The following is a 16925-nucleotide window of genomic DNA, read 5'->3' as shown; positions in this document are numbered from 1 at the left end:
GAGGCTCGGGGCATGACGAACACGACGCACACGACGCACACCCCGCGGCCCGCCGGCCCGCTCGCCCGCCTCGACGTCCTCATCTCCGGCGCCAGCGTCGCCGGGCCCTCGCTCGCCCTGTGGCTGTCCCGGTACGGCGCCCGGGTCACCGTCGTGGAGAAGGCGCCCGCCCTGCGCGAGGGCGGCTTCGCGGTGGACTTCCGGGGCCATGCCCATCGCACCGTCCTGGAGCGCATGGGCATCCGGGACGAGGTGCACCGCCGCCAGACCCACATGGGACGCCAGATCATCGTCGACGCCGACGACCGGGAGCGGGTGGACCTGCCCGCCTTCCTGATGAGCGGCGACGTGGAGATCTTCCGCGGCGAGCTCTCCAAGATCCTGTACGAGCGCACCCGCGACCAGGTGTCGTACGTCTTCGGGGACTCGGTGGCGAGCCTCTCCGAGGCCCCCGAGGACACAGGCGGCGTCGACGTCACCTTCGAGCGCGGCGCGCCCCGCCGCTTCGACCTCGTCGTCGGCGCGGACGGCCTGCACTCGCACACCCGCCGTCTCGTCTTCGGCGACGAGTCGCAGTACCTGCGCTTCCTCGGCCACTACGTGGCGGGCTTCAGCATGCCCAACCACCTGGGCCTGGACCGCACGGCGCGGATCCACAGCGAGCCCGGCCGCATGATCGACATCTGCAACTACGACGGCGATCCACAGCGGGCGGGCGTGGGCCTCGTCTTCCGGTCCGAGCAGCTGGACGACGTGCGCCACGACGTCGCGCGGCAGAAGCGGATCCTCGCCGAGACGTACGCCGGCTCGCGCTGGCGGCACGCGCCGCTCGTCCTGAAAGCCCTGGAGGAGGCCGACGACCTGTACTTCGACGCGATCGCCCAGATCCACATCGACCGCCTGTCCAAGGGCCGCGTCGTGCTCCTCGGCGACGCCGGGTACGGCGCCACGATGGGCGGGATCGGCACGGGCACGGCACTCGTGTGCGCGTACGTGCTCGCCGGCGAGCTGGCCCTCGCGCGCGGGGACCACCGGACGGCCTTCGCGGCGTACGAGACGGAGGTCCGGGACTTCGCGAAGGGCTGCCAGAAGACCTCCGGCAACGCGGGCCCCTTCCTCGCGCCGGCCACGGAGAAGAAGATCCGCAGCCGCGACCGGGCCTACCGGATGCTGAGCTCCCGCTTCCTCGCGGGCTTCTTCAAGCGCCTCACGGAGAAGGCCGCCAACGGAATCGACCTCAAGGACTACGGGGCGCTCGTGCCGTCCCCGAACCGCCAGCCGTGATCCACGGGCCCGATCCCGCCGCCGAGCGCGAACCCTGCGGCGATGGCCCCGGTGACGTACTCCTTGGCGGCCGCCACGGCCTCCGGGACGGGCTGCCCCTTCGCGAGCTGCGCCGCGACGGCGCTGGCGAGGGTGCAGCCCGTGCCGTGCGTATGGCGGTTGTCGTGGCGCGGGGCGCGCAGCCAGTGCTCCTCGGAGCCGTCGGTGAGCAGGTCCACGGCGTCGCCGCTGAGGTGGCCGCCCTTGATGAGCGCCCACCGCGGCCCGTACGCGAGGACGGCGGCGGCCGCGCGCCGCATGTCGTCCTCCGATCCGACGTCGACGCCGGTGAGTTGGGCGACCTCGTCGAGGTTGGGGGTCGCGACCGTGGCGACCGGAAGCAGCTTCGTGCGCACCGAGTCCAGGGCGGACGCCGCGAGCAGCGCGTCCCCGTGCTTGGAGACGCCGACCGGGTCGACGACGGCGGGGGCGTCCGTGCCGGCGATCAACTCCGCGACCGCCTCGACCAGTTCGGCGGAGGCCAGCATCCCCGTCTTGACGGCCTGGACGCCGATGTCGTCGACGACGCTGCGGTACTGCGCCCGCACCGCCGCCACCGGCAGCTCCCAAGCGCCCTGCACGCCGAGGGAGTTCTGCGCGGTGACGGCCGTGACGACGCTCATGCCGTGCGTGCCGAGGGCGAGCATCGTCTTCAGGTCGGCCTGGATCCCGGCCCCGCCCCCGGAGTCGGAGCCCGCGACGGTGAGCACCCGCGGCGGCGCCGTCCCGGCCGCCCGGGCCGTGCGCGCTGTGCCCGCCGCGCTCACGCGTCGCCGCCGTTCTCCCCGAAGTGGTCCCAGCCCTTGCTGGTCCAGGGCGCGCCGTCGACCGTGACCTGCGGCTGCGCGGAGGGGTTGAGGACCTCGCCGATGACCTTCCAGCGGGCGGGCAGCTTCACGTCCGACGGGAACGTCGCCACGATCGCGTGGTCCTCGCCGCCGTTGAGCACCCACTGCAGCGGGTCGACGCCGACGGCCTGCCCGATGTCGTTCATCTGCGAGGGCACGTCGACGTCGCCGGAGCGGATGTCGATGCGCACCTTGCTGGCCTCGGCGATGTGGCCGAGGTCGGCGATCAGGCCGTCGCTCACGTCGGTCATGGCGGTCGCGCCGAGCCCGGCGGCGGCGGGGCCGGCGTGGTAGGGCGGCTCGGGCCTGCGGTGGGCCTCCACGAAGGCGCGCGGCGAGCGGAAGCCGCGGGAGAGCACGGCGTGCCCGGCGGCGGACCAGCCGAGCCAGCCGGTGACGGCGACGGCGTCGCCGGGCTGGGCGCCCGCGCGCGTGACGGGTTCGTGGTTGCGCAGGTCGCCGAGCGCGGTGATCGAGACGGTGATCGTGTCGCCGCGTACGACATCGCCGCCGACCACGGCCGCGCCCGCGACCTGGCACTCGTCGCGCAGCCCGTCCATCAGCTCGATGGGCCAGCTCGCGGGGAGCTCGGCGGGCACCACGAGGCCGAGCAGGATCGCGGTGGGCACGGCGCCCATGGCGGCGATGTCGGCGAGGTTCTGGGCGGCGGCCTTGCGGCCGACGTCGTAGGCCGTGGACCAGTCGCGGCGGAAGTGCCTGCCCTCCAGGAGGATGTCGGTGCTGGCCACGACCCTGCGGTCCGGGGCGGCCACGACGGCGGCGTCGTCGCCGGGGCCGAGGCGTACGGCCGGGGTGGAGGTGAGCCGCGAGGTGAGCTCCTTGATGAGCCCGAACTCGCCCAACTCGCCGACGGTGCCCTTCATGCGCGTGCTGCTCCTTCTGCCACGGTCGCCGCGGTCCGCTTGCGGTCGCGAGCCGTCCCTGTCGTCGGTACGGTCGACGGAGCCGTCAACCTGTGTTGTCCGTCCGCCGCGATGTGTGCGCCACAGCTCCCCCGGGTCTCCCCGTGGCGAGCGGCGACGCGGTACCGTGGCGTCCCTTCTCCCCACATGATCCTCGTGGCCGCCCTGGAGGTTCCGTGGTACAGGCGTACATCCTGATCCAGACCGAGGTCGGCAAGGCGTCGACCGTCGCCGAGCTGATCGGCAAGATCCCGGGAGTGATCCAGGCCGAGGACGTGACCGGTCCCTACGATGTCATCGTGCGCGCGCAAGCGGACACGGTCGACGAACTCGGCCGCATGGTGGTTGCCAAGGTCCAGCAGGTGGACGGCATCACCAGAACGCTGACCTGCCCGGTCGTGCACTTGTAGCCCCCGTCTACCCTGGCCCGGTGAACATCCCCCGTCTCCGGCGCCGCTGCCTCATCAGTGCGGCCGCTTGCGCGACGCTGATCGCGTCAACGGCCTGCTCATCAACGGACGACACAGCGTCGGTGGTGGTTCCGTCCCCGGCCGCGAAGGCCGCGGGGCTCTGCCGGGATCTGCGCGCGCAGCTCCCGAAGAAGGTCGACGGTCTCGAGCGCACCGACCCCGGACCGAAGTCGGAGTTGACCGCCGGGTGGGGAGACCCGGCGATCATACTGCGCTGCGGTGTGGAGCGGCCCCCCGAGATGTCCGATCCCGAGGTGGCCAAGTCGGACGGCGTGAAGGTCAACGACGTGGCCTGGCTCCTGCAGAAGCGCGACGACGGCAGTTACGTCTTCACCACCGCGCTGCGTCTCGCCTACGTGGAGGTGACGCTGCCGAAGGAGCGGACGGGGGGCGGCCTGGGTCCGCTCACGGACTTCGCGGCCCCCATCAAGAAGGCCATCCCCAAGGGCGTGGCCTAGCCCCCGCCCCGAAAGGGGCGCGGGGAACCGCGCGACCAGCCACAGCGGGCCCGCAGTTCCCGGAGAGACAGAAGCCCCGCAGCCGGCGCGTCAGCGCAACCCGGTGGACCGGGAGAGCGCCGCCTGAATCAGGCGGTCCACCAGCTCCGCGTACCCGACGCCGCTCTTCTCCCACATCTGCGGGTACATGGAGATCGGCGTGAAGCCCGGCATCGTGTTGATCTCGTTGATGACGAACCGGCCGTCCTCGGTGAGGAAGAAGTCCGCGCGCACCAGGCCCTCGCAGGACGTCGCCTCGAAGGCCTCGACGGCGAGCCGCTGCACCTCGGCGGTCTCCTCCGGCGTCAGCGGGGCGGGGACCAGGCCGGGCGTCGAGTCGATGTACTTCGCCTCGAAGTCGTAGTAGTCGTGCGCCTGCACCGGCGGGATCTCGGCGGGCACGCTGGCGCGCGGGCCGTCCTCGAACTCCAGGACGCCGCACTCGATCTCGCGGCCGCGCAGCAGCGCCTCCACGATGATCTTCGGGTCGTGGCGCTGCGCCTCCTCGATGGCCTCGTCGAGGCCGTCGAAGGAGTCGACCTTGGTGATGCCGATCGAGGAGCCCGCGCGCGCGGGCTTGATGAACAGCGGCCAGCCGTGCTCGCCGGCGAAGTCCGCGACGCGCTGCCGGGCCTTCTTCTCCTCGCGCTGCCACTCGCGGGGCCTGATCACCAGGTACGGACCGACGGGCAGCCCGAAGGAGGTGAAGACCCGCTTCATGTACTCCTTGTCCTGGCCGACGGCCGAGGCGAGCACGCCCGCGCCCACGTACGGCACGCCGGACAGCTCCAGGAGGCCCTGGAGGGTGCCGTCCTCGCCGTAGGGGCCGTGCAGCATCGGGAAGACCACGTCGACCTCGCCGAGCGCCTTGGGCACCGCGCCGGGCTCGCTGTAGACGACCTCGCGGTTGCCCGGGTCGACGGGCAGGACGACGCCGCCGTCGGCGGAGTCGGCGAGCTCGGCGACGCTCGGGACCTTGCGGTCGGCGATGGCCATCCGGTCGGGGTCGTCCGCGGTCAGCGCCCAGCGCCCGTCCGTCGTGATGCCGATCGGCAGCACGTCGTACTTGGTCCGGTCGATGGCGCGCAGTACGGCACCGGCGGTGACGACGGAGATGCCGTGCTCCGAGCTGCGGCCGCCGAACACGACGGCCACACGCGGCTTGCGGGGGCTCTGGGGGAGGTTCTCGCTGCTCATATCGCGTTGAGCGTACCCGCTGGCCCCAGCGGAGTCAGTGTGCCGCCCGTGACCTGGGGTCAGCGGCGTTCCGGCTTGGCGCTGCGGGACATCAGCTCCTTGAGCGCCACCAGCGGCGGTGTGCCCTCGTGCACGATGCCGACGACCGTCTCGGTGATCGGCATGTCGACGCCGTGCCTGCGGGCCAGGTCGAGGACGGACTCGCAGGACTTGACGCCCTCCGCGGTCTGCTTGGTGACCGCGATGGTCTCCTGCAGGGTCATGCCCTTGCCGAGGTTGGTGCCGAAGGTGTGGTTGCGCGAGAGCGGCGAGGAGCAGGTGGCCACCAGGTCGCCGAGGCCCGCGAGCCCCGAGAACGTCAGCGGGTCGGCGCCCATGGCGAGGCCGAGCCGGGTGGTCTCGGCGAGCCCGCGGGTGATGAGCGAGCCCTTGGTGTTGTCGCCGAGCCCCATGCCGTCCGCGATGCCGACGGCGAGCCCGATGACGTTCTTCACGGCACCGCCCAGCTCGCAGCCGACGACGTCGGTGTTGGTGTACGGCCGGAAGTACGGCGTGTGGCAGGCGGCCTGGAGGCGCTGGGCGACCGTCTCGTCGGTGCAGGCGACCACGGACGCGGCGGGCTGGCGGGCGGCGATCTCGCGGGCCAGGTTGGGCCCGGTGACGACGGCGATCCGCTCGGCGGGGGCCTTGGTGACGTCCTCGATGACCTCGCTCATGCGCATGGCGGAGCCCAGCTCGACGCCCTTCATCAGTGAGACGAGCACCGTGTCGGGGGCGAGCAGCGGGGTCCAGGCGGCGAGGTTGCCGCGCAGGGTCTGCGAGGGCACGGCGAGCACGGTGAAGTCGGCGCCGGCCGCGGCGGCGGCCGGGTCGGTGGTGGCGGTCAGGTTCCGCGGCAGCCCGACGCCCGGCAGGTAGTCCGGGTTGGTGTGGGTGGAGTTGACCGCGTCGGCGAGTTCTTCGCGGCGGGCCCACAGGGTGACGTCGCAGCCGGCGTCGGCGAGGACCATCCCGAAGGCCGTCCCCCACGAGCCGGTTCCGAAGACGGCGGCCTTCAGGGATCGGGTCACTTGCTCTCCTCCGAACTGCCTTGCTCTGTACGGCTGCTGGCGGCGGAGCCCTCGTCGGCGGAGATCTCCTTGGCCTTGCGGCGCTGCGCGAGACGAACCTCACGCGGGTCGTAACGCTTCTGCGGGGCCTGCTCGCCGCGCAGCTCCTGCAGGAGCTCGGTGATGGCCGCCATGATGGCCTCGGTCGCCTCCTTCAGGAGGTCCGGGGTCATCTCCTTGTCGTAGAAGCGCGCCAGGTCCACCGGCTCGCCGGCGAGCACGTGGTGCGTCTTGCGGGGCAGCACGTCGGGCTTCTTCGCGTACGGCGGCAGGACGTGGTTGGCGCCCCACTGGGCCACCGGGATGACCGGGCACTTGGTCTGCAGGGCCACGCGCGCGACGCCCGTCTTGGCCGTCATGGGCCACAGGTCGGGGTCGCGGGTGAGGGTGCCCTCGGGGTAGAACGCCACGCATTCGCCGCGCTCGACGGCCTCGATGGCGGCCCGGAAGGCGCTCAGCGCGTTGGTGGTCTCGCGGTAGACCGGGATCTGTCCCGTGCCCCGCATGAACGCCCCGACGAAGCCCTTCTTGAAGAGCCCGTGCTTGGCGAGGAAACGCGGGACCCGCCCGGTGTTGTACTGAAAGTGGGCGTACGCGAACGGGTCGAGATGGGAATTGTGGTTCACGGCGGTGATAAAACCGCCGTCGGCCGGAATGTTCTCCATTCCCCGCCAGTCCCGCTTGATCAGAACCAACAGCGGCGGTTTAGCGATGACCGCCGCCAAGCGGTACCAGAAGCCGATTCTGCGGCGGGACACTCGGACACCTTCCTCCATGAGCCTGGTCGGCCGCACAAGTGTCGCCCCGGGCTGCCGTCCTGTCGAGAACACCGTACGCCCACCCGTCCGCCACCTCGCCGTCACGCCCCGCCTGGCCCGTCCGCGCCGGGCACCGGCCCGCCGCACCGGCGGCCACCCCCGCACCCCACCTCCCTTCCGTCCCCTTCCCCCAGGTCACAATGGGCTCACGCGAAGGACGGAGCCGGGCGTGCAGTGGACCGTGGTGATACCGCTCAAGCCCCTGGAGCGGGCCAAGAGCCGTCTCGCGCCCGCCGCCGGGGACGGTCTGCGGCCCGCACTCGCCCTCGCGTTCGCGCAGGACACCGTGGCCGCGACGGTGGCCTGCCCGTCGGTGCGGGATGTGGTGGTCGTCACGGACGACGTCCGCGCGGGCCGCGAACTGGCCGCGCTCGGCGCCCACGTCGTCCCCGACACCCCGGGGGACGGCCTCAACGCCGCGCTGGCGCACGCGGCCCGCCAGGTGCGCTCCCGGCGCCCCGAGGCGCCCGTGGCGGCTCTCAACGCCGATCTGCCCGCGCTGCGCCCCGGCGAATTGGCCCGCGTCCTCGATGCCGCGGTGCCATTCCCGCGCGCTTTCCTGCCGGACGCGGCGGGAATCGGCACGACGCTGCTCACCGCGGGTCCCGGCACGGAATTGCGCCCTCAATTCGGCGGGCCGTCCCGGGCCCGGCACCGGGACTCGGGCGCGGTGGAACTCGACGACATCGGGTACGCCGGTTCCGTACGCCAGGACGTGGACACCGGCGACGACCTGCGGGCCGCGCTCGCCCTGGGCGTGGGCCCGCACACGGCGGCGGCCGCGGCGGGGCTGCTGATCCCGGACTGAGTACGCTTCCCCCATGCAGGCCACCGCGTACACGTACGACTCCGACACCCGCACCGGCAGTGTGCTCCTCGACGACGGCACCCCGGTGCCCTTCGACGCCCCGGCGTTCGACGCCGGCGGCCTGCGGCTGCTCAGGCCCGGCCAGCGGGTGCGCATCGAGGTCGCCGGGGAGGGCGAGGGGCGCCGGATCACGCTGGTGACGCTGCAGACGTTCTGATCCCCCCGAGTCCCCTGGGCCTTCTGAGTCCCCTGAGTACCTCGGGTCCCCTGAGCCCCCCCCCGGGTCCCCGAACACGCCGCGGGCCGGGCTCCCCCTAGGGAGCCCGGCCCGGCGCGTGAGTGCCCTCTGCCCTTACTTCTTGCGGGCGGTGGCCTTCTTGGCGGTGGTCTTGCGCGCCGTGGACTTCTTGGCGGGCGCCTTCTTGGCCGTGGCCTTCTTGGCGGGCGCCTTCTTGGCGGCGGCCTTCTTGGCGGTGGTCTTCTTCGCCGTGGCGGCCTTGGCCGTCTTCTTGGCCGTGGTCTTCTTGGCCGTGGCCGTCTTCGCCGCCTTCTTGGCGGTGGTGGCCTTCTTGGCCGTCGTCGCCTTCTTGGCGGTGGTGGCCTTCTTGGCGGCGGTGGTCTTCTTCGCCGTCGTCTTCTTCGCCGTGGCCTTCTTGGCGGTGGCCTTCTTGGTGGCCGCCTTGGCGGTGGTCTTGGTGCCGCCCGAAAGGCTGCCCTTGGGCGCCTTCTTGACCGCCACGTCGTTCTTCGGGAGCTTCTTCGAGCCGCTCACCAGGTCCTTGAAGCCCTGGCCCGCGCGGAAGCGCGGCACCGAGGTCTTCTTGACCCGAACGCGCTCCCCGGTCTGCGGGTTGCGGGCGTACCGAGCCGGGCGGTCGACCTTCTCGAACGAGCCGAAGCCGGTGACCGAAACACGGTCTCCACTGACGACGGCACGGACGATGGCGTCCAGAACCGCGTCCACGGCGTCGGCGGCCTGCTGACGGCCACCGACCTTGTCGGCAATCGCTTCTACGAGCTGCGCCTTGTTCACGTCTTCCCCTTCGGAGACATTGCCTGAGCGAATGTGCCAGGCTTTTTCGCACGTTAGGCAGATATATACCGCAAATCAAACACGAAACGGGCTAATCACCCTTGTGCCGCAACGACCTGGGCTCTCGAGGAGTTCCTCGAAGGTCCGTTGAGGCCCGTCGCGGCCCAGCAGGCCCGTTCAGGCCTGCCACTCAGTCGTCTTCAGGGATTCGGCCCTCGTCGCCGTCGTCGAGGTACGCCATCAACCGCTCCAGACGCCTTGCCGCATCGGCGAGATCGTGTTTGGCCGCGGCCGTAATGACCAGCAGCTTCCGGGTCAGCGCCATCCGTACGCCCTCCGGGACTTGCAGTGCGCGCACTCGGGAGTGCGCTTCCTTCAACTGGTCCGCCACGAGTCCGTAGAGCTCGAGTTGGTCGTCGCGTCCCATGCACCGATTGTGCCATCTGGGGCGAGTTGTCGCCTCCGCAGGGGGTAACTACCCTCCTCCGGCGCCCATCTGAGGATAACCGCAACCTCGGGGTGCAAGTGGATTTCCGGCCTCTTCTTCCCTTCAGATCAAGGCAGTTGAGACCACCCGTTCAGGTCATCGGGGGGCATACGGGGGCCGGACACAGATGTACCCCCAACCGTCCACGATTGGGGGTACATCGGGTGCCGGGGCACTCCCGGGCAACTCGCGAAGGCGCGCTGGGCCGCCCGGGGGAAGCGGGTCAGACGGCCTGCACGGTGCGCGGCTTGTGCGCGGGGCGCCGGGACTCGTAGACGGCGATGTCCTGCTCGTTCTGGAGGGTGATGCTGATGTCGTCCAGGCCGTTCAGGAGCCGCCAGCGGGCGTTCTCGTCCAGCTCGAAGGAGGCGGTGACGCCGGGGGCGCGGACCTGGCGTTCGTGCAGGTCGACGGTGATCTCGACGGTCGGTTCTGCCTCCGTCAGGGCCCACAGCTCGTCCACGGTCGACTGCTCCAGAACCACCGTGAGCAGGCCGTTCTTGAGCGAGTTCCCACGGAAGATGTCGGCGAAGCGGGACGAGATGACGGCCTTGAAGCCGTAGTTCTGCAGCGCCCAGACGGCGTGCTCGCGGGAGGATCCGGTGCCGAAGTCGGGCCCGGCGACCAGGACCGTGGCGCCCTGTCGCTCCTGCTTGTTGAGCACGAAGTCGGCGTCCTTGCGCCAGGCCTCGAAGAGCCCGTCCTCGAACCCGTCCCTGGTGACCTTCTTCAGCCAGTGGGCGGGGATGATCTGGTCGGTGTCGACGTTGCTGCGGCGCAGCGGCACGGCCCGGCCGGTGTGGGTGGTGAAGGCTTCCATGGCTGATCAGACTCCGGCGGTCGTGGGGGCGTCGGCGAGGTCGGCGGGCGACGCCAGGTGGCCGGTGACCGCGGTGGCGGCGGCGACCTGCGGCGACACCAGGTGGGTGCGTCCGCCCTTGCCCTGGCGGCCCTCGAAGTTGCGGTTGGACGTGGACGCGGAGCGCTCGCCGGGGGCGAGTTGGTCGGGGTTCATGCCCAGGCACATCGAGCAACCCGCGTGCCGCCATTCGGCGCCGGCCGCGGTGAACACCTTGTCCAGGCCCTCCTCGACCGCCTGCAGGGCGACCCGCACCGAGCCCGGCACGACCAGCATCCGTACGCCGTCGGCGACTTTGCGCCCGCCGAGGACGGCGGCGGCCGATCGGAGGTCTTCGATACGGCCGTTGGTGCAGGAGCCTACGAAGACGGTGTCCACCTTGATGTCCCGCAGCCGCTGTCCGGCGCTCAACCCCATGTACTCCAGGGCCTTTTCGGCGGCGAGCCGCTCCGAAGCGTCTTCGTACGAAGCCGGGTCGGGGACGTGTCCCGACAGGGGCAGACCCTGGCCCGGGTTGGTGCCCCAGGTGACGAACGGCGAGAGCTCGGCGGCGTCGATGTAGACCTCGGCGTCGAAGACGGCGTCGTCGTCGGTGCGCAGCGTCTTCCAGTACGCGACGGCCTCGTCCCAGTCCGCGCCCTGCGGGGCGTGGACGCGGTCCTTGATGTACGCGAAGGTCGTCTCGTCGGGGGCGATCATGCCCGCGCGGGCGCCGGCCTCGATGGACATGTTGCAGATGGTCATGCGGGCCTCCATCGAGAGCTTCTCGATGGCCGGGCCGCGGTACTCCAGGATGTAGCCCTGGCCGCCGCCGGTGCCGATCCGGGCGATGATGGCGAGGATCAGGTCCTTGGCGGTCACGCCGTCGGGCAGTTCGCCGTCGATGGTGATGGCCATGGTCTTCGGGCGGGCCAGCGGCAGTGTCTGGGTCGCGAGGACGTGCTCGACCTGGGAGGTGCCGATGCCGAAGGCCAGCGCGCCGAAGGCGCCGTGCGTGGAGGTGTGGGAGTCGCCGCAGACCACCGTGGTGCCGGGCTGGGTCAGTCCCAGCTGCGGTCCCACCACGTGGACGACGCCCTGCTCGACGTCGCCGAGCGGGTGCAGCCGGACGCCGAACTCGGCGCAGTTCTTGCGCAGGGTCTCCAGCTGGGCGCGCGACACGGGGTCGGCGATCGGCTTGTCGATGTCGAGGGTCGGGGTGTTGTGGTCCTCGGTGGCGATGGTGAGATCGAGGCGCCGCACCTGGCGCCCGGCCTGCCGGAGGCCGTCGAACGCCTGCGGGCTGGTCACCTCGTGCAGCAGGTGCAGATCGATGAAGAGGAGGTCGGGCTCGCCTTCGGCGCGCCGGACGACGTGGTCGTCCCAGACCTTCTCCGCGAGAGTCCTACCCATCGCTTTCCCTCCGACCGGCGTCGTGCGCCGGCCCAACTAGAGAATCGGTTCGCCGACGCCGTACCCCTCGTGACTGCGTGCCGGACGACGGCTGCGAATCCGTTGGTCTGCGGACCGCTCCTACAGAGTGGCGGGTTCCCGGATTTTTTGAACTTGCGTTTCACAGAGTGAGACGCGAGTATCGTTGCATGGACAACTCTAGCGGCGTAGGCGTTCTCGACAAGGCAGCCCTTGTCCTGAGCGCCCTGGAGTCCGGTCCCGCCACCCTTGCCGGGTTGGTCGCGGCCACCGGGCTCGCACGACCCACGGCCCATCGCCTGGCCGTGGCTCTGGAACACCACCGGATGGTGGCGCGGGACATGCAGGGCCGTTTCATCCTGGGCCCGCGCCTGGCCGAGCTGGCCGCGGCGGCGGGCGAGGACCGGCTGCTCGCGACGGCCGGCCCGGTGCTCACGCATCTGCGGGACGTGACGGGCGAGAGCGCGCAGCTGTATCGCCGCCAGGGCGACATGCGGATCTGCGTGGCCGCGGCGGAGCGTCTCTCGGGTCTTCGGGACACGGTTCCGGTCGGTTCGACGCTCACGATGAAGGCGGGTTCGTCGGCGCAGATCCTGATGGCCTGGGAGGAGCCGGAGCGACTGCACCGGGGCCTGCAGGGGGCGCGGTTCACGGCGACGGCTCTGTCGGGTGTGCGCCGCCGGGGCTGGGCGCAGTCGATCGGTGAGCGGGAGCCGGGGGTGGCGTCGGTGTCGGCGCCGGTGCGCGGTCCTTCGAACCGGGTGGTGGCGGCCGTCTCGGTCTCCGGGCCGATCGAGCGTCTGACGCGGCACCCGGGCCGGATGCACGCCCAGGCCGTCATCGACGCGGCCGGCCGTCTGTCCGAGGCGCTGCGCCGCACCAGCTGAGACGTCCCACCCCTCATCTCCGGCCCGCGACTCCAACGCCGCAGCGGCGGGCGGGAGTTGGGGGGTGTCGTATGTCCGCGCACCCGCGCACACAAGAAGAAGCCCTCCCCGACCGGGAAGGGCTTCTTCTTCGCTGTACCCCCGACCGGATTCGAACCGGCGCTACCGCCTTGAGAGGGCGGCGTGCTAGGCCGCTACACAACGGGGGCTAGCTGGTGCTGCTGTACTGCGCTGGGCTACCAGGACTCGAACCTAGAACAAAGGAACCAGAAACCTTCGTGTTGCCAATTACACCATAGCCCATAGGTGGTCTATACCAGACCACAGTACCCCCGACCGGATTCGAACCGGCGCTACCGCCTTGAGAGGGCGGCGTGCTAGGCCGCTACACAACGGGGGCCCTAGCGATCCTGCATTGAAGTCAGTGGGTGCGACCCGAACTGTCCTCACGGGAAGGATCTGTACCCCCGACCGGATTCGAACCGGCGCTACTGCCTTGAGAGGGCAGCGTGCTAGGCCGCTACACAACGGGGGCTTTGCGGATCGTGATCCGCGGTTGCAGATGAGCTCTGCGAGCTGGCCTACCAGGACTCGAACCTAGACTAACGGAACCAGAAACCGTCGTGCTGCCAATTACACCATAGGCCATCAAAGCGCAACCCCCGACGGGGGCTTTGTTTGACTTGCGCTTCCCGGGCCGGACCTTTCGGCCCTCTCGGGCGGCGCAGGAAGAACATTACCCGAAGGTGGACGGCGCTCCAAAACGGGTATCGGCCAGCAACAGCGCGGGCAGCTCGGCGAGGCCGGCGATGCGGTGGACGCCCGACGGGCCTTCCTGGGCCGAGCCGTTGCGGTCGAGCCAGATGCCGAGCAGACCCGCGTCACGGGCGCCGCGGGCGTCGATCTCCGGCTGGTCCCCGACATAGGCGATCTCCCCGGGAGCGAGGCCGAGCTCCGCGCACACGGCGTGGAACGCCTCCGCCGCGGGCTTGGAAACGCCCAGGTCGGCGGCGCACAGGACGGCCTCGAAGCGGTCGCGCACGCCGAGGGTGCGGAGCTTGTGGTCCTGCACGACGTGGGCGGAGTTGGACAGGACCGCGTGCCGGTAGCGGTCGGTGAGGGCGTCCAGGGTCGGCAGGGTGTCCGGGAAGAGGGTCCAGGCGGCCTCGTAGTGCGCGCGGTAGCGGGCGAACCAGGCGTCGGCCTCGGCGTCGTCGAGCGCCGCGCCCACGAAGTCACGCACGCGGTCGCGGCGCTGCGTCTCGAAGTCCACCTCGCCCGCGCCGAAGCGGGCCCAGTGGCGCTCGGTGGTCCGCTTCCACAGCGCGAGGGCGTCCTCGGCGGTCCCGTACCCGGCCAGGAGGTCCTCGGCGACGAGGTGGGCGCGTATGCCCTCGGTGTCGGCGTGCGCGTAGTCGAAGATCGTGTCGTCGATGTCCCAGACGACGGCCTTGATGGTCGTGCCGCGCGTGATCGTCATGCTGTGAACGTACGGGAAGGGCCCGGGAGCCGTGTCGGCTTCCGGGCCCTTCCCGTGTGACGTACCCGTGCGGTTACGCGGCGAGCTTCGCCAGGGCCGCGTCCACGCGGGCCAGTGCCTTGTCCTTGCCCAGGATCTCCAGGGACTCGAAGAGCGGCAGGCCGATCGTGCGGCCGGTGACGGCGACGCGGACCGGGGCCTGCGCCTTGCCGAGCTTCAGGCCGTGCGCCTCACCGGCGGCGAGGACGGCCTCCTTGAGGGACTCCGCCGAGGTCCAGTCGGCCGCGTCCAGCTTCTCGCGGGCCGTGCGGAGCAGGGCGTCGCTGCCCTCCTTCATCGCCTTCGTCCAGGACGCCTCGTCGAAGACCGGCTCCGGCAGGAACAGGAAGTCGACGTTGTCCGTGATCTCGGAGAGGACCTTGATGCGGGTCTGGGCGTGCGGCGCGATCGCGTCCCACTTCTCCTGGTCGAAGGCGTCCGGCGCCCAGGGCGCGTGCGGGGCCTTGAGCCAGGGGGCGCAGGCCTCGGCGAAGGCCTTCACGTCCAGCATCCGGATGTGGTCGGCGTTGATCGCCTCGGCCTTCTTCAGGTCGAAGCGGGCCGGGTTGGCGTTCACGTCCGCGAGGTCGAACTTCGCGACCATGTCGGGGATCGAGAAGACGTCCTGGTCGGCGGAGAACGACCAGCCGAGGAGGGACAGGTAGTTCAGCAGGCCCTCGGGCAGGAAGCCGCGCTCGCGGTACAGGTTCAGGGACGCCTGCGGGTCGCGCTTGGAGAGCTTCTTGTTGCCCTCGCCCATCACGTACGGGAGGTGGCCGAACTCGGGGATCGCCTTGGCGACGCCCAGGTCGATCAGCGCCTTGTAGAGGGCGATCTGGCGCGGCGTCGAGGACAGCAGGTCCTCGCCGCGCAGCACGTGGGTGATCTCCATCAGGGCGTCGTCGACCGGGTTGACCAGCGTGTACAGCGGGGCGCCGTTGGCGCGCACGATGCCGTAGTCGGTGACGTTCTCGGCCTGGACGGTGATCTCGCCGCGCACCAGGTCGGTGAAGGTGGTGGCCTCGTCGGGCATCCGGAAACGCACGATGTGGCTGCGGCCCTCGGCCTCGTACGCCTGCTTCTGCTCGGCGGAGAGGTCGCGGCAGTGGCCGTCGTAGCCCGACGGCTTGCCGGCGGCGCGGGCCGCCTCGCGGCGGACGTCCAGCTCCTCGGTGGTGCAGTAGCAGGGGTAGGCGTAGCCGCCGTCGAGGAGCTTGGCCGCGATGTCGCGGTAGATGTCCATGCGCTGCGACTGCCGGTACGGCGCGTGCGGGCCGCCGATCTCGGGGCCCTCGTCCCAGTCGAAGCCCAGCCAGCGCATCGAGTCGAGCAGCTGCTCGTAGGACTCCTCGGAGTCACGGGCCGCGTCGGTGTCCTCGATGCGGAAGACCAGGGTGCCCTCGTTGTGCCGGGCGTAGGCCCAGTTGAACAGGGCGGTGCGGACCAGGCCCACGTGGGGGTTGCCGGTCGGCGATGGACAGAAACGTACGCGTACCGCGTTAGCCACGCTTGATCACCTTGTTGGTGAGAGTGCCGATGCCTTCGATGGTGACGGCGACCTCGTCGCCGACGTTGAGGGGGCCGACCCCTGCCGGGGTGCCCGTGAGGATCACGTCGCCGGGGAGCAGCGTCATGGCCTCGGTGATGTGGACGATGAGGTCCTCGATGGGACGGATCATGTCCGCGGTGCGGCCCAGCTGGCGCTGTTCGCCGTTGACCGTGCACTGCACGGTCAGGTCGGCGGCGCGGGCCAGGTCCATGCCGGTCTCCACCCAGGGGCCGAGCGGGCAGGAGGTGTCGAAGCCCTTGGCCCGCGACCACTGGTTCTCGCGCTGCTGGATGTCCCGCGCGGTGACGTCGTTGGCGCAGGTGTAGCCGAGGATGACGTCGGCGACGCGCTCGCGCGGCACCTCGCGGCACATCCGGCCGATGACCACGGCCAGCTCGGCCTCGTAGTGCACTTCCTGCGAGAACGAGGGGTACTCGACGGGGTCGCCGGGGCCGCACACGGAGGTGGACGGCTTGAAGAAGGCGACCGGGGTGTCGGGGATCTCGTTGCCGAGTTCCTTGGCGTGGTCCGCGTAGTTGCGGCCGATGCCCACGATCTTGTTGGGAAGGACCGGCGGGAGCAGGCGCACCTTGTTCAGCGGGACCTTCGTGCCGGAGAGCTCGAAGTCGGCGAACGGGATGCCTTTGATGATGTCGAGGACGAGCCCCTCGGTGCTCCCGGGGGGAGCTTCGCCCTCGACCGCGCCGAAGGCGACATTGCCGTCGATGGAGAATCTGGCGATGCGCAACGGGGCCCCTTGCGTGTGGGTGGAGTGTGACGCGTCGAGTCTATGGGGCTTCGCCGCTGTCCTCTTTGTTACTGCGGCACGTCCATGAGGGTGGTGCGCTTGGGGTTGGCCGTCTGGGCCGGCAGTTCCGCGGTGTGCTCCGGCTGCTCCGTCGCGGCCTGCACCTCGTCGGCGTCCTTGAGGTGCGCGAGGGTGGTGCGGCGCGGGTTGGCTATGTTGCGGAACATCAACGTGGACTTCATCTGCCGTTTCGACCCTGTCGGTTGGGGCGTCGCTCGGTGGACGCCGGTTGTCGGTTTCGCCATCCCTGTAAAGCGTCAGGCTAAACATGCAATTCCCGACCAAAGTCCAGAAGAGGCCATGATCTTCATGTGAGTTTGCTCACTTAGTAGTGGGCAAAAGGGTCAATTCCGGCTCGCGGTCCAACCATTGAAAACGGA

At 70.5% G+C, this 16925-nt stretch carries 19 protein-coding genes and 5 tRNA genes; 6 read left to right on the top strand and 18 right to left on the bottom strand.

Annotation, left to right across the window (positions count from 1 at the left end; translation table 11 throughout):
* Positions 1–12 precede the first annotated feature (12 nt).
* Positions 13–1284, top strand: coding sequence for an FAD-dependent monooxygenase (locus tag AB6L24_RS33530; protein WP_405661649.1), 1272 nt, complete (start codon positions 13–15; stop codon positions 1282–1284).
* On the opposite strand, the gene thiD is transcribed toward AB6L24_RS33530, so the two are convergent.
* Complete coding sequence (thiD, locus tag AB6L24_RS33525) at positions 1245–2090, bottom strand: bifunctional hydroxymethylpyrimidine kinase/phosphomethylpyrimidine kinase (RefSeq protein ID WP_405661647.1); 846 nt, start codon at positions 2088–2090, stop codon at positions 1245–1247. The genes AB6L24_RS33530 and thiD overlap by 40 nt on opposite strands.
* A complete protein-coding gene (locus tag AB6L24_RS33520; RefSeq protein ID WP_030361945.1) occupies positions 2087–3055 on the bottom strand; it encodes a thiamine-phosphate kinase in 969 nt (322 codons plus the stop codon). The genes thiD and AB6L24_RS33520 overlap by 4 nt, the downstream gene beginning before the upstream one ends.
* A gap of 215 nt (positions 3056–3270) precedes the next feature.
* On the opposite strand from AB6L24_RS33520, the gene AB6L24_RS33515 reads away from it, so the two are divergent.
* Both AB6L24_RS33515 and AB6L24_RS33510 read left to right on the top strand, forming a co-directional pair.
* Complete coding sequence (locus AB6L24_RS33515) at positions 3271–3504, top strand: Lrp/AsnC family transcriptional regulator (protein ID WP_016642988.1); 234 nt, start codon at positions 3271–3273, stop codon at positions 3502–3504.
* Between the two features lie 20 nt (positions 3505–3524).
* Positions 3525–4022, top strand: coding sequence for a DUF3515 domain-containing protein (locus AB6L24_RS33510; protein ID WP_405661646.1), 498 nt, complete (start codon positions 3525–3527; stop codon positions 4020–4022).
* Between the two features lie 90 nt (positions 4023–4112).
* Here the strand turns inward: AB6L24_RS33510 and AB6L24_RS33505 are convergent, their stop codons facing one another.
* From AB6L24_RS33505 to AB6L24_RS33495, 3 genes are read right to left on the bottom strand one after another with little or no spacing between them, the layout of a single operon-like run.
* Complete coding sequence (locus tag AB6L24_RS33505; RefSeq protein WP_405661644.1) at positions 4113–5258, bottom strand: D-alanine--D-alanine ligase family protein; 1146 nt, start codon at positions 5256–5258, stop codon at positions 4113–4115.
* A gap of 59 nt (positions 5259–5317) precedes the next feature.
* The gene (locus AB6L24_RS33500) at positions 5318–6328 is read right to left on the bottom strand and encodes an NAD(P)H-dependent glycerol-3-phosphate dehydrogenase (protein WP_405661642.1); all 1011 of its coding nucleotides are present in this window, start codon (positions 6326–6328) and stop codon (positions 5318–5320) included.
* The gene (locus AB6L24_RS33495; protein WP_405661639.1) at positions 6325–7125 is read right to left on the bottom strand and encodes a lysophospholipid acyltransferase family protein; all 801 of its coding nucleotides are present in this window, start codon (positions 7123–7125) and stop codon (positions 6325–6327) included. Before AB6L24_RS33495 ends, AB6L24_RS33500 begins: the two co-directional genes overlap by 4 nt.
* 229 nt (positions 7126–7354) lie before the next feature.
* On the opposite strand from AB6L24_RS33495, the gene cofC reads away from it, so the two are divergent.
* Complete coding sequence (cofC, locus tag AB6L24_RS33490; protein WP_405661637.1) at positions 7355–7993, top strand: 2-phospho-L-lactate guanylyltransferase; 639 nt, start codon at positions 7355–7357, stop codon at positions 7991–7993.
* A gap of 13 nt (positions 7994–8006) precedes the next feature.
* Positions 8007–8210, top strand: coding sequence for a hypothetical protein (locus AB6L24_RS33485; RefSeq protein WP_385710424.1), 204 nt, complete (start codon positions 8007–8009; stop codon positions 8208–8210).
* 135 nt (positions 8211–8345) lie between these two features.
* Here the strand turns inward: AB6L24_RS33485 and AB6L24_RS33480 are convergent, their stop codons facing one another.
* The 4 genes from AB6L24_RS33480 to leuC all read right to left on the bottom strand — a co-directional run bounded on the left by AB6L24_RS33480 (position 8346) and on the right by leuC (position 11764).
* Positions 8346–9026, bottom strand: coding sequence for an HU family DNA-binding protein (locus AB6L24_RS33480; RefSeq protein WP_030361938.1), 681 nt, complete (start codon positions 9024–9026; stop codon positions 8346–8348).
* A 190-nt stretch (positions 9027–9216) separates the two neighbouring features.
* Positions 9217–9453, bottom strand: coding sequence for a hypothetical protein (locus AB6L24_RS33475; RefSeq protein WP_030361937.1), 237 nt, complete (start codon positions 9451–9453; stop codon positions 9217–9219).
* Positions 9454–9736: 283 nt separating this feature from the next.
* Positions 9737–10333, bottom strand: coding sequence for a 3-isopropylmalate dehydratase small subunit (leuD, locus tag AB6L24_RS33470; RefSeq protein WP_405661635.1), 597 nt, complete (start codon positions 10331–10333; stop codon positions 9737–9739).
* 6 nt (positions 10334–10339) lie between these two features.
* The gene (gene leuC, locus AB6L24_RS33465; protein WP_405661632.1) at positions 10340–11764 is read right to left on the bottom strand and encodes a 3-isopropylmalate dehydratase large subunit; all 1425 of its coding nucleotides are present in this window, start codon (positions 11762–11764) and stop codon (positions 10340–10342) included.
* A gap of 188 nt (positions 11765–11952) precedes the next feature.
* On the opposite strand from leuC, the gene ndgR reads away from it, so the two are divergent.
* The gene (gene ndgR, locus AB6L24_RS33460; RefSeq protein WP_030361934.1) at positions 11953–12669 is read left to right on the top strand and encodes an IclR family transcriptional regulator NdgR; all 717 of its coding nucleotides are present in this window, start codon (positions 11953–11955) and stop codon (positions 12667–12669) included.
* A gap of 136 nt (positions 12670–12805) precedes the next feature.
* On the opposite strand, the gene AB6L24_RS33455 is transcribed toward ndgR, so the two are convergent.
* The 9 genes from AB6L24_RS33455 to AB6L24_RS33415 form a co-directional block, all read right to left on the bottom strand.
* Positions 12806–12878, bottom strand: a tRNA-Glu gene (locus AB6L24_RS33455).
* A 22-nt stretch (positions 12879–12900) separates the two neighbouring features.
* Positions 12901–12972: transfer RNA gene (locus tag AB6L24_RS33450), tRNA-Gln, on the bottom strand.
* 24 nt (positions 12973–12996) lie between these two features.
* A tRNA-Glu gene (locus tag AB6L24_RS33445) sits at positions 12997–13069 on the bottom strand.
* Positions 13070–13131: 62 nt separating this feature from the next.
* Positions 13132–13204 (bottom strand) — tRNA-Glu (locus AB6L24_RS33440).
* 41 nt (positions 13205–13245) lie between these two features.
* A tRNA-Gln gene (locus AB6L24_RS33435) sits at positions 13246–13317 on the bottom strand.
* 88 nt (positions 13318–13405) lie between these two features.
* Positions 13406–14149 carry an HAD family hydrolase gene (locus AB6L24_RS33430; RefSeq protein ID WP_405661630.1) on the bottom strand — a complete coding sequence of 248 codons (744 nt, stop codon included), beginning with the start codon at positions 14147–14149 and terminating at the stop codon, positions 13406–13408.
* A 73-nt stretch (positions 14150–14222) separates the two neighbouring features.
* The gene (gltX, locus tag AB6L24_RS33425; protein WP_405661627.1) at positions 14223–15695 is read right to left on the bottom strand and encodes a glutamate--tRNA ligase; all 1473 of its coding nucleotides are present in this window, start codon (positions 15693–15695) and stop codon (positions 14223–14225) included.
* Positions 15688–16485: a fumarylacetoacetate hydrolase family protein gene (locus tag AB6L24_RS33420; RefSeq protein ID WP_405661625.1), complete on the bottom strand. Its 798-nt coding sequence runs from the start codon at positions 16483–16485 to the stop codon at positions 15688–15690. Before AB6L24_RS33420 ends, gltX begins: the two co-directional genes overlap by 8 nt.
* A gap of 68 nt (positions 16486–16553) precedes the next feature.
* The gene (locus tag AB6L24_RS33415; protein ID WP_405661623.1) at positions 16554–16727 is read right to left on the bottom strand and encodes a hypothetical protein; all 174 of its coding nucleotides are present in this window, start codon (positions 16725–16727) and stop codon (positions 16554–16556) included.
* Between the last annotated feature and the right edge of the window lie 198 nt (positions 16728–16925).

The sequence above is a fragment of the Streptomyces sp. RK9 genome (genome assembly GCF_045070545.1).
GTDB classification, from domain to species: Bacteria; Actinomycetota; Actinomycetes; order Streptomycetales; family Streptomycetaceae; genus Streptomyces; species Streptomyces alboflavus.
Note: the sequence above shows the minus strand (reverse complement) of the source record. Positions and strands in the feature narration are given on the sequence as shown.

Coding starts and splice junctions, on each gene's coding strand:
- AB6L24_RS33530 (WP_405661649.1), top strand. CDS start 13: ATGACGAACACGACGCACACGACGCACACCCCGCGGCCCGCCGGCCCG.
- AB6L24_RS33520 (WP_030361945.1), bottom strand. CDS start 3,055: ATGAAGGGCACCGTCGGCGAGTTGGGCGAGTTCGGGCTCATCAAGGAG.
- AB6L24_RS33505 (WP_405661644.1), bottom strand. CDS start 5,258: ATGAGCAGCGAGAACCTCCCCCAGAGCCCCCGCAAGCCGCGTGTGGCC.
- AB6L24_RS33485 (WP_385710424.1), top strand. CDS start 8,007: ATGCAGGCCACCGCGTACACGTACGACTCCGACACCCGCACCGGCAGT.
- AB6L24_RS33475 (WP_030361937.1), bottom strand. CDS start 9,453: ATGGGACGCGACGACCAACTCGAGCTCTACGGACTCGTGGCGGACCAG.
- leuD (WP_405661635.1), bottom strand. CDS start 10,333: ATGGAAGCCTTCACCACCCACACCGGCCGGGCCGTGCCGCTGCGCCGC.
- leuC (WP_405661632.1), bottom strand. CDS start 11,764: ATGGGTAGGACTCTCGCGGAGAAGGTCTGGGACGACCACGTCGTCCGG.
- ndgR (WP_030361934.1), top strand. CDS start 11,953: ATGGACAACTCTAGCGGCGTAGGCGTTCTCGACAAGGCAGCCCTTGTC.
- AB6L24_RS33430 (WP_405661630.1), bottom strand. CDS start 14,149: ATGACGATCACGCGCGGCACGACCATCAAGGCCGTCGTCTGGGACATC.
- AB6L24_RS33415 (WP_405661623.1), bottom strand. CDS start 16,727: ATGAAGTCCACGTTGATGTTCCGCAACATAGCCAACCCGCGCCGCACC.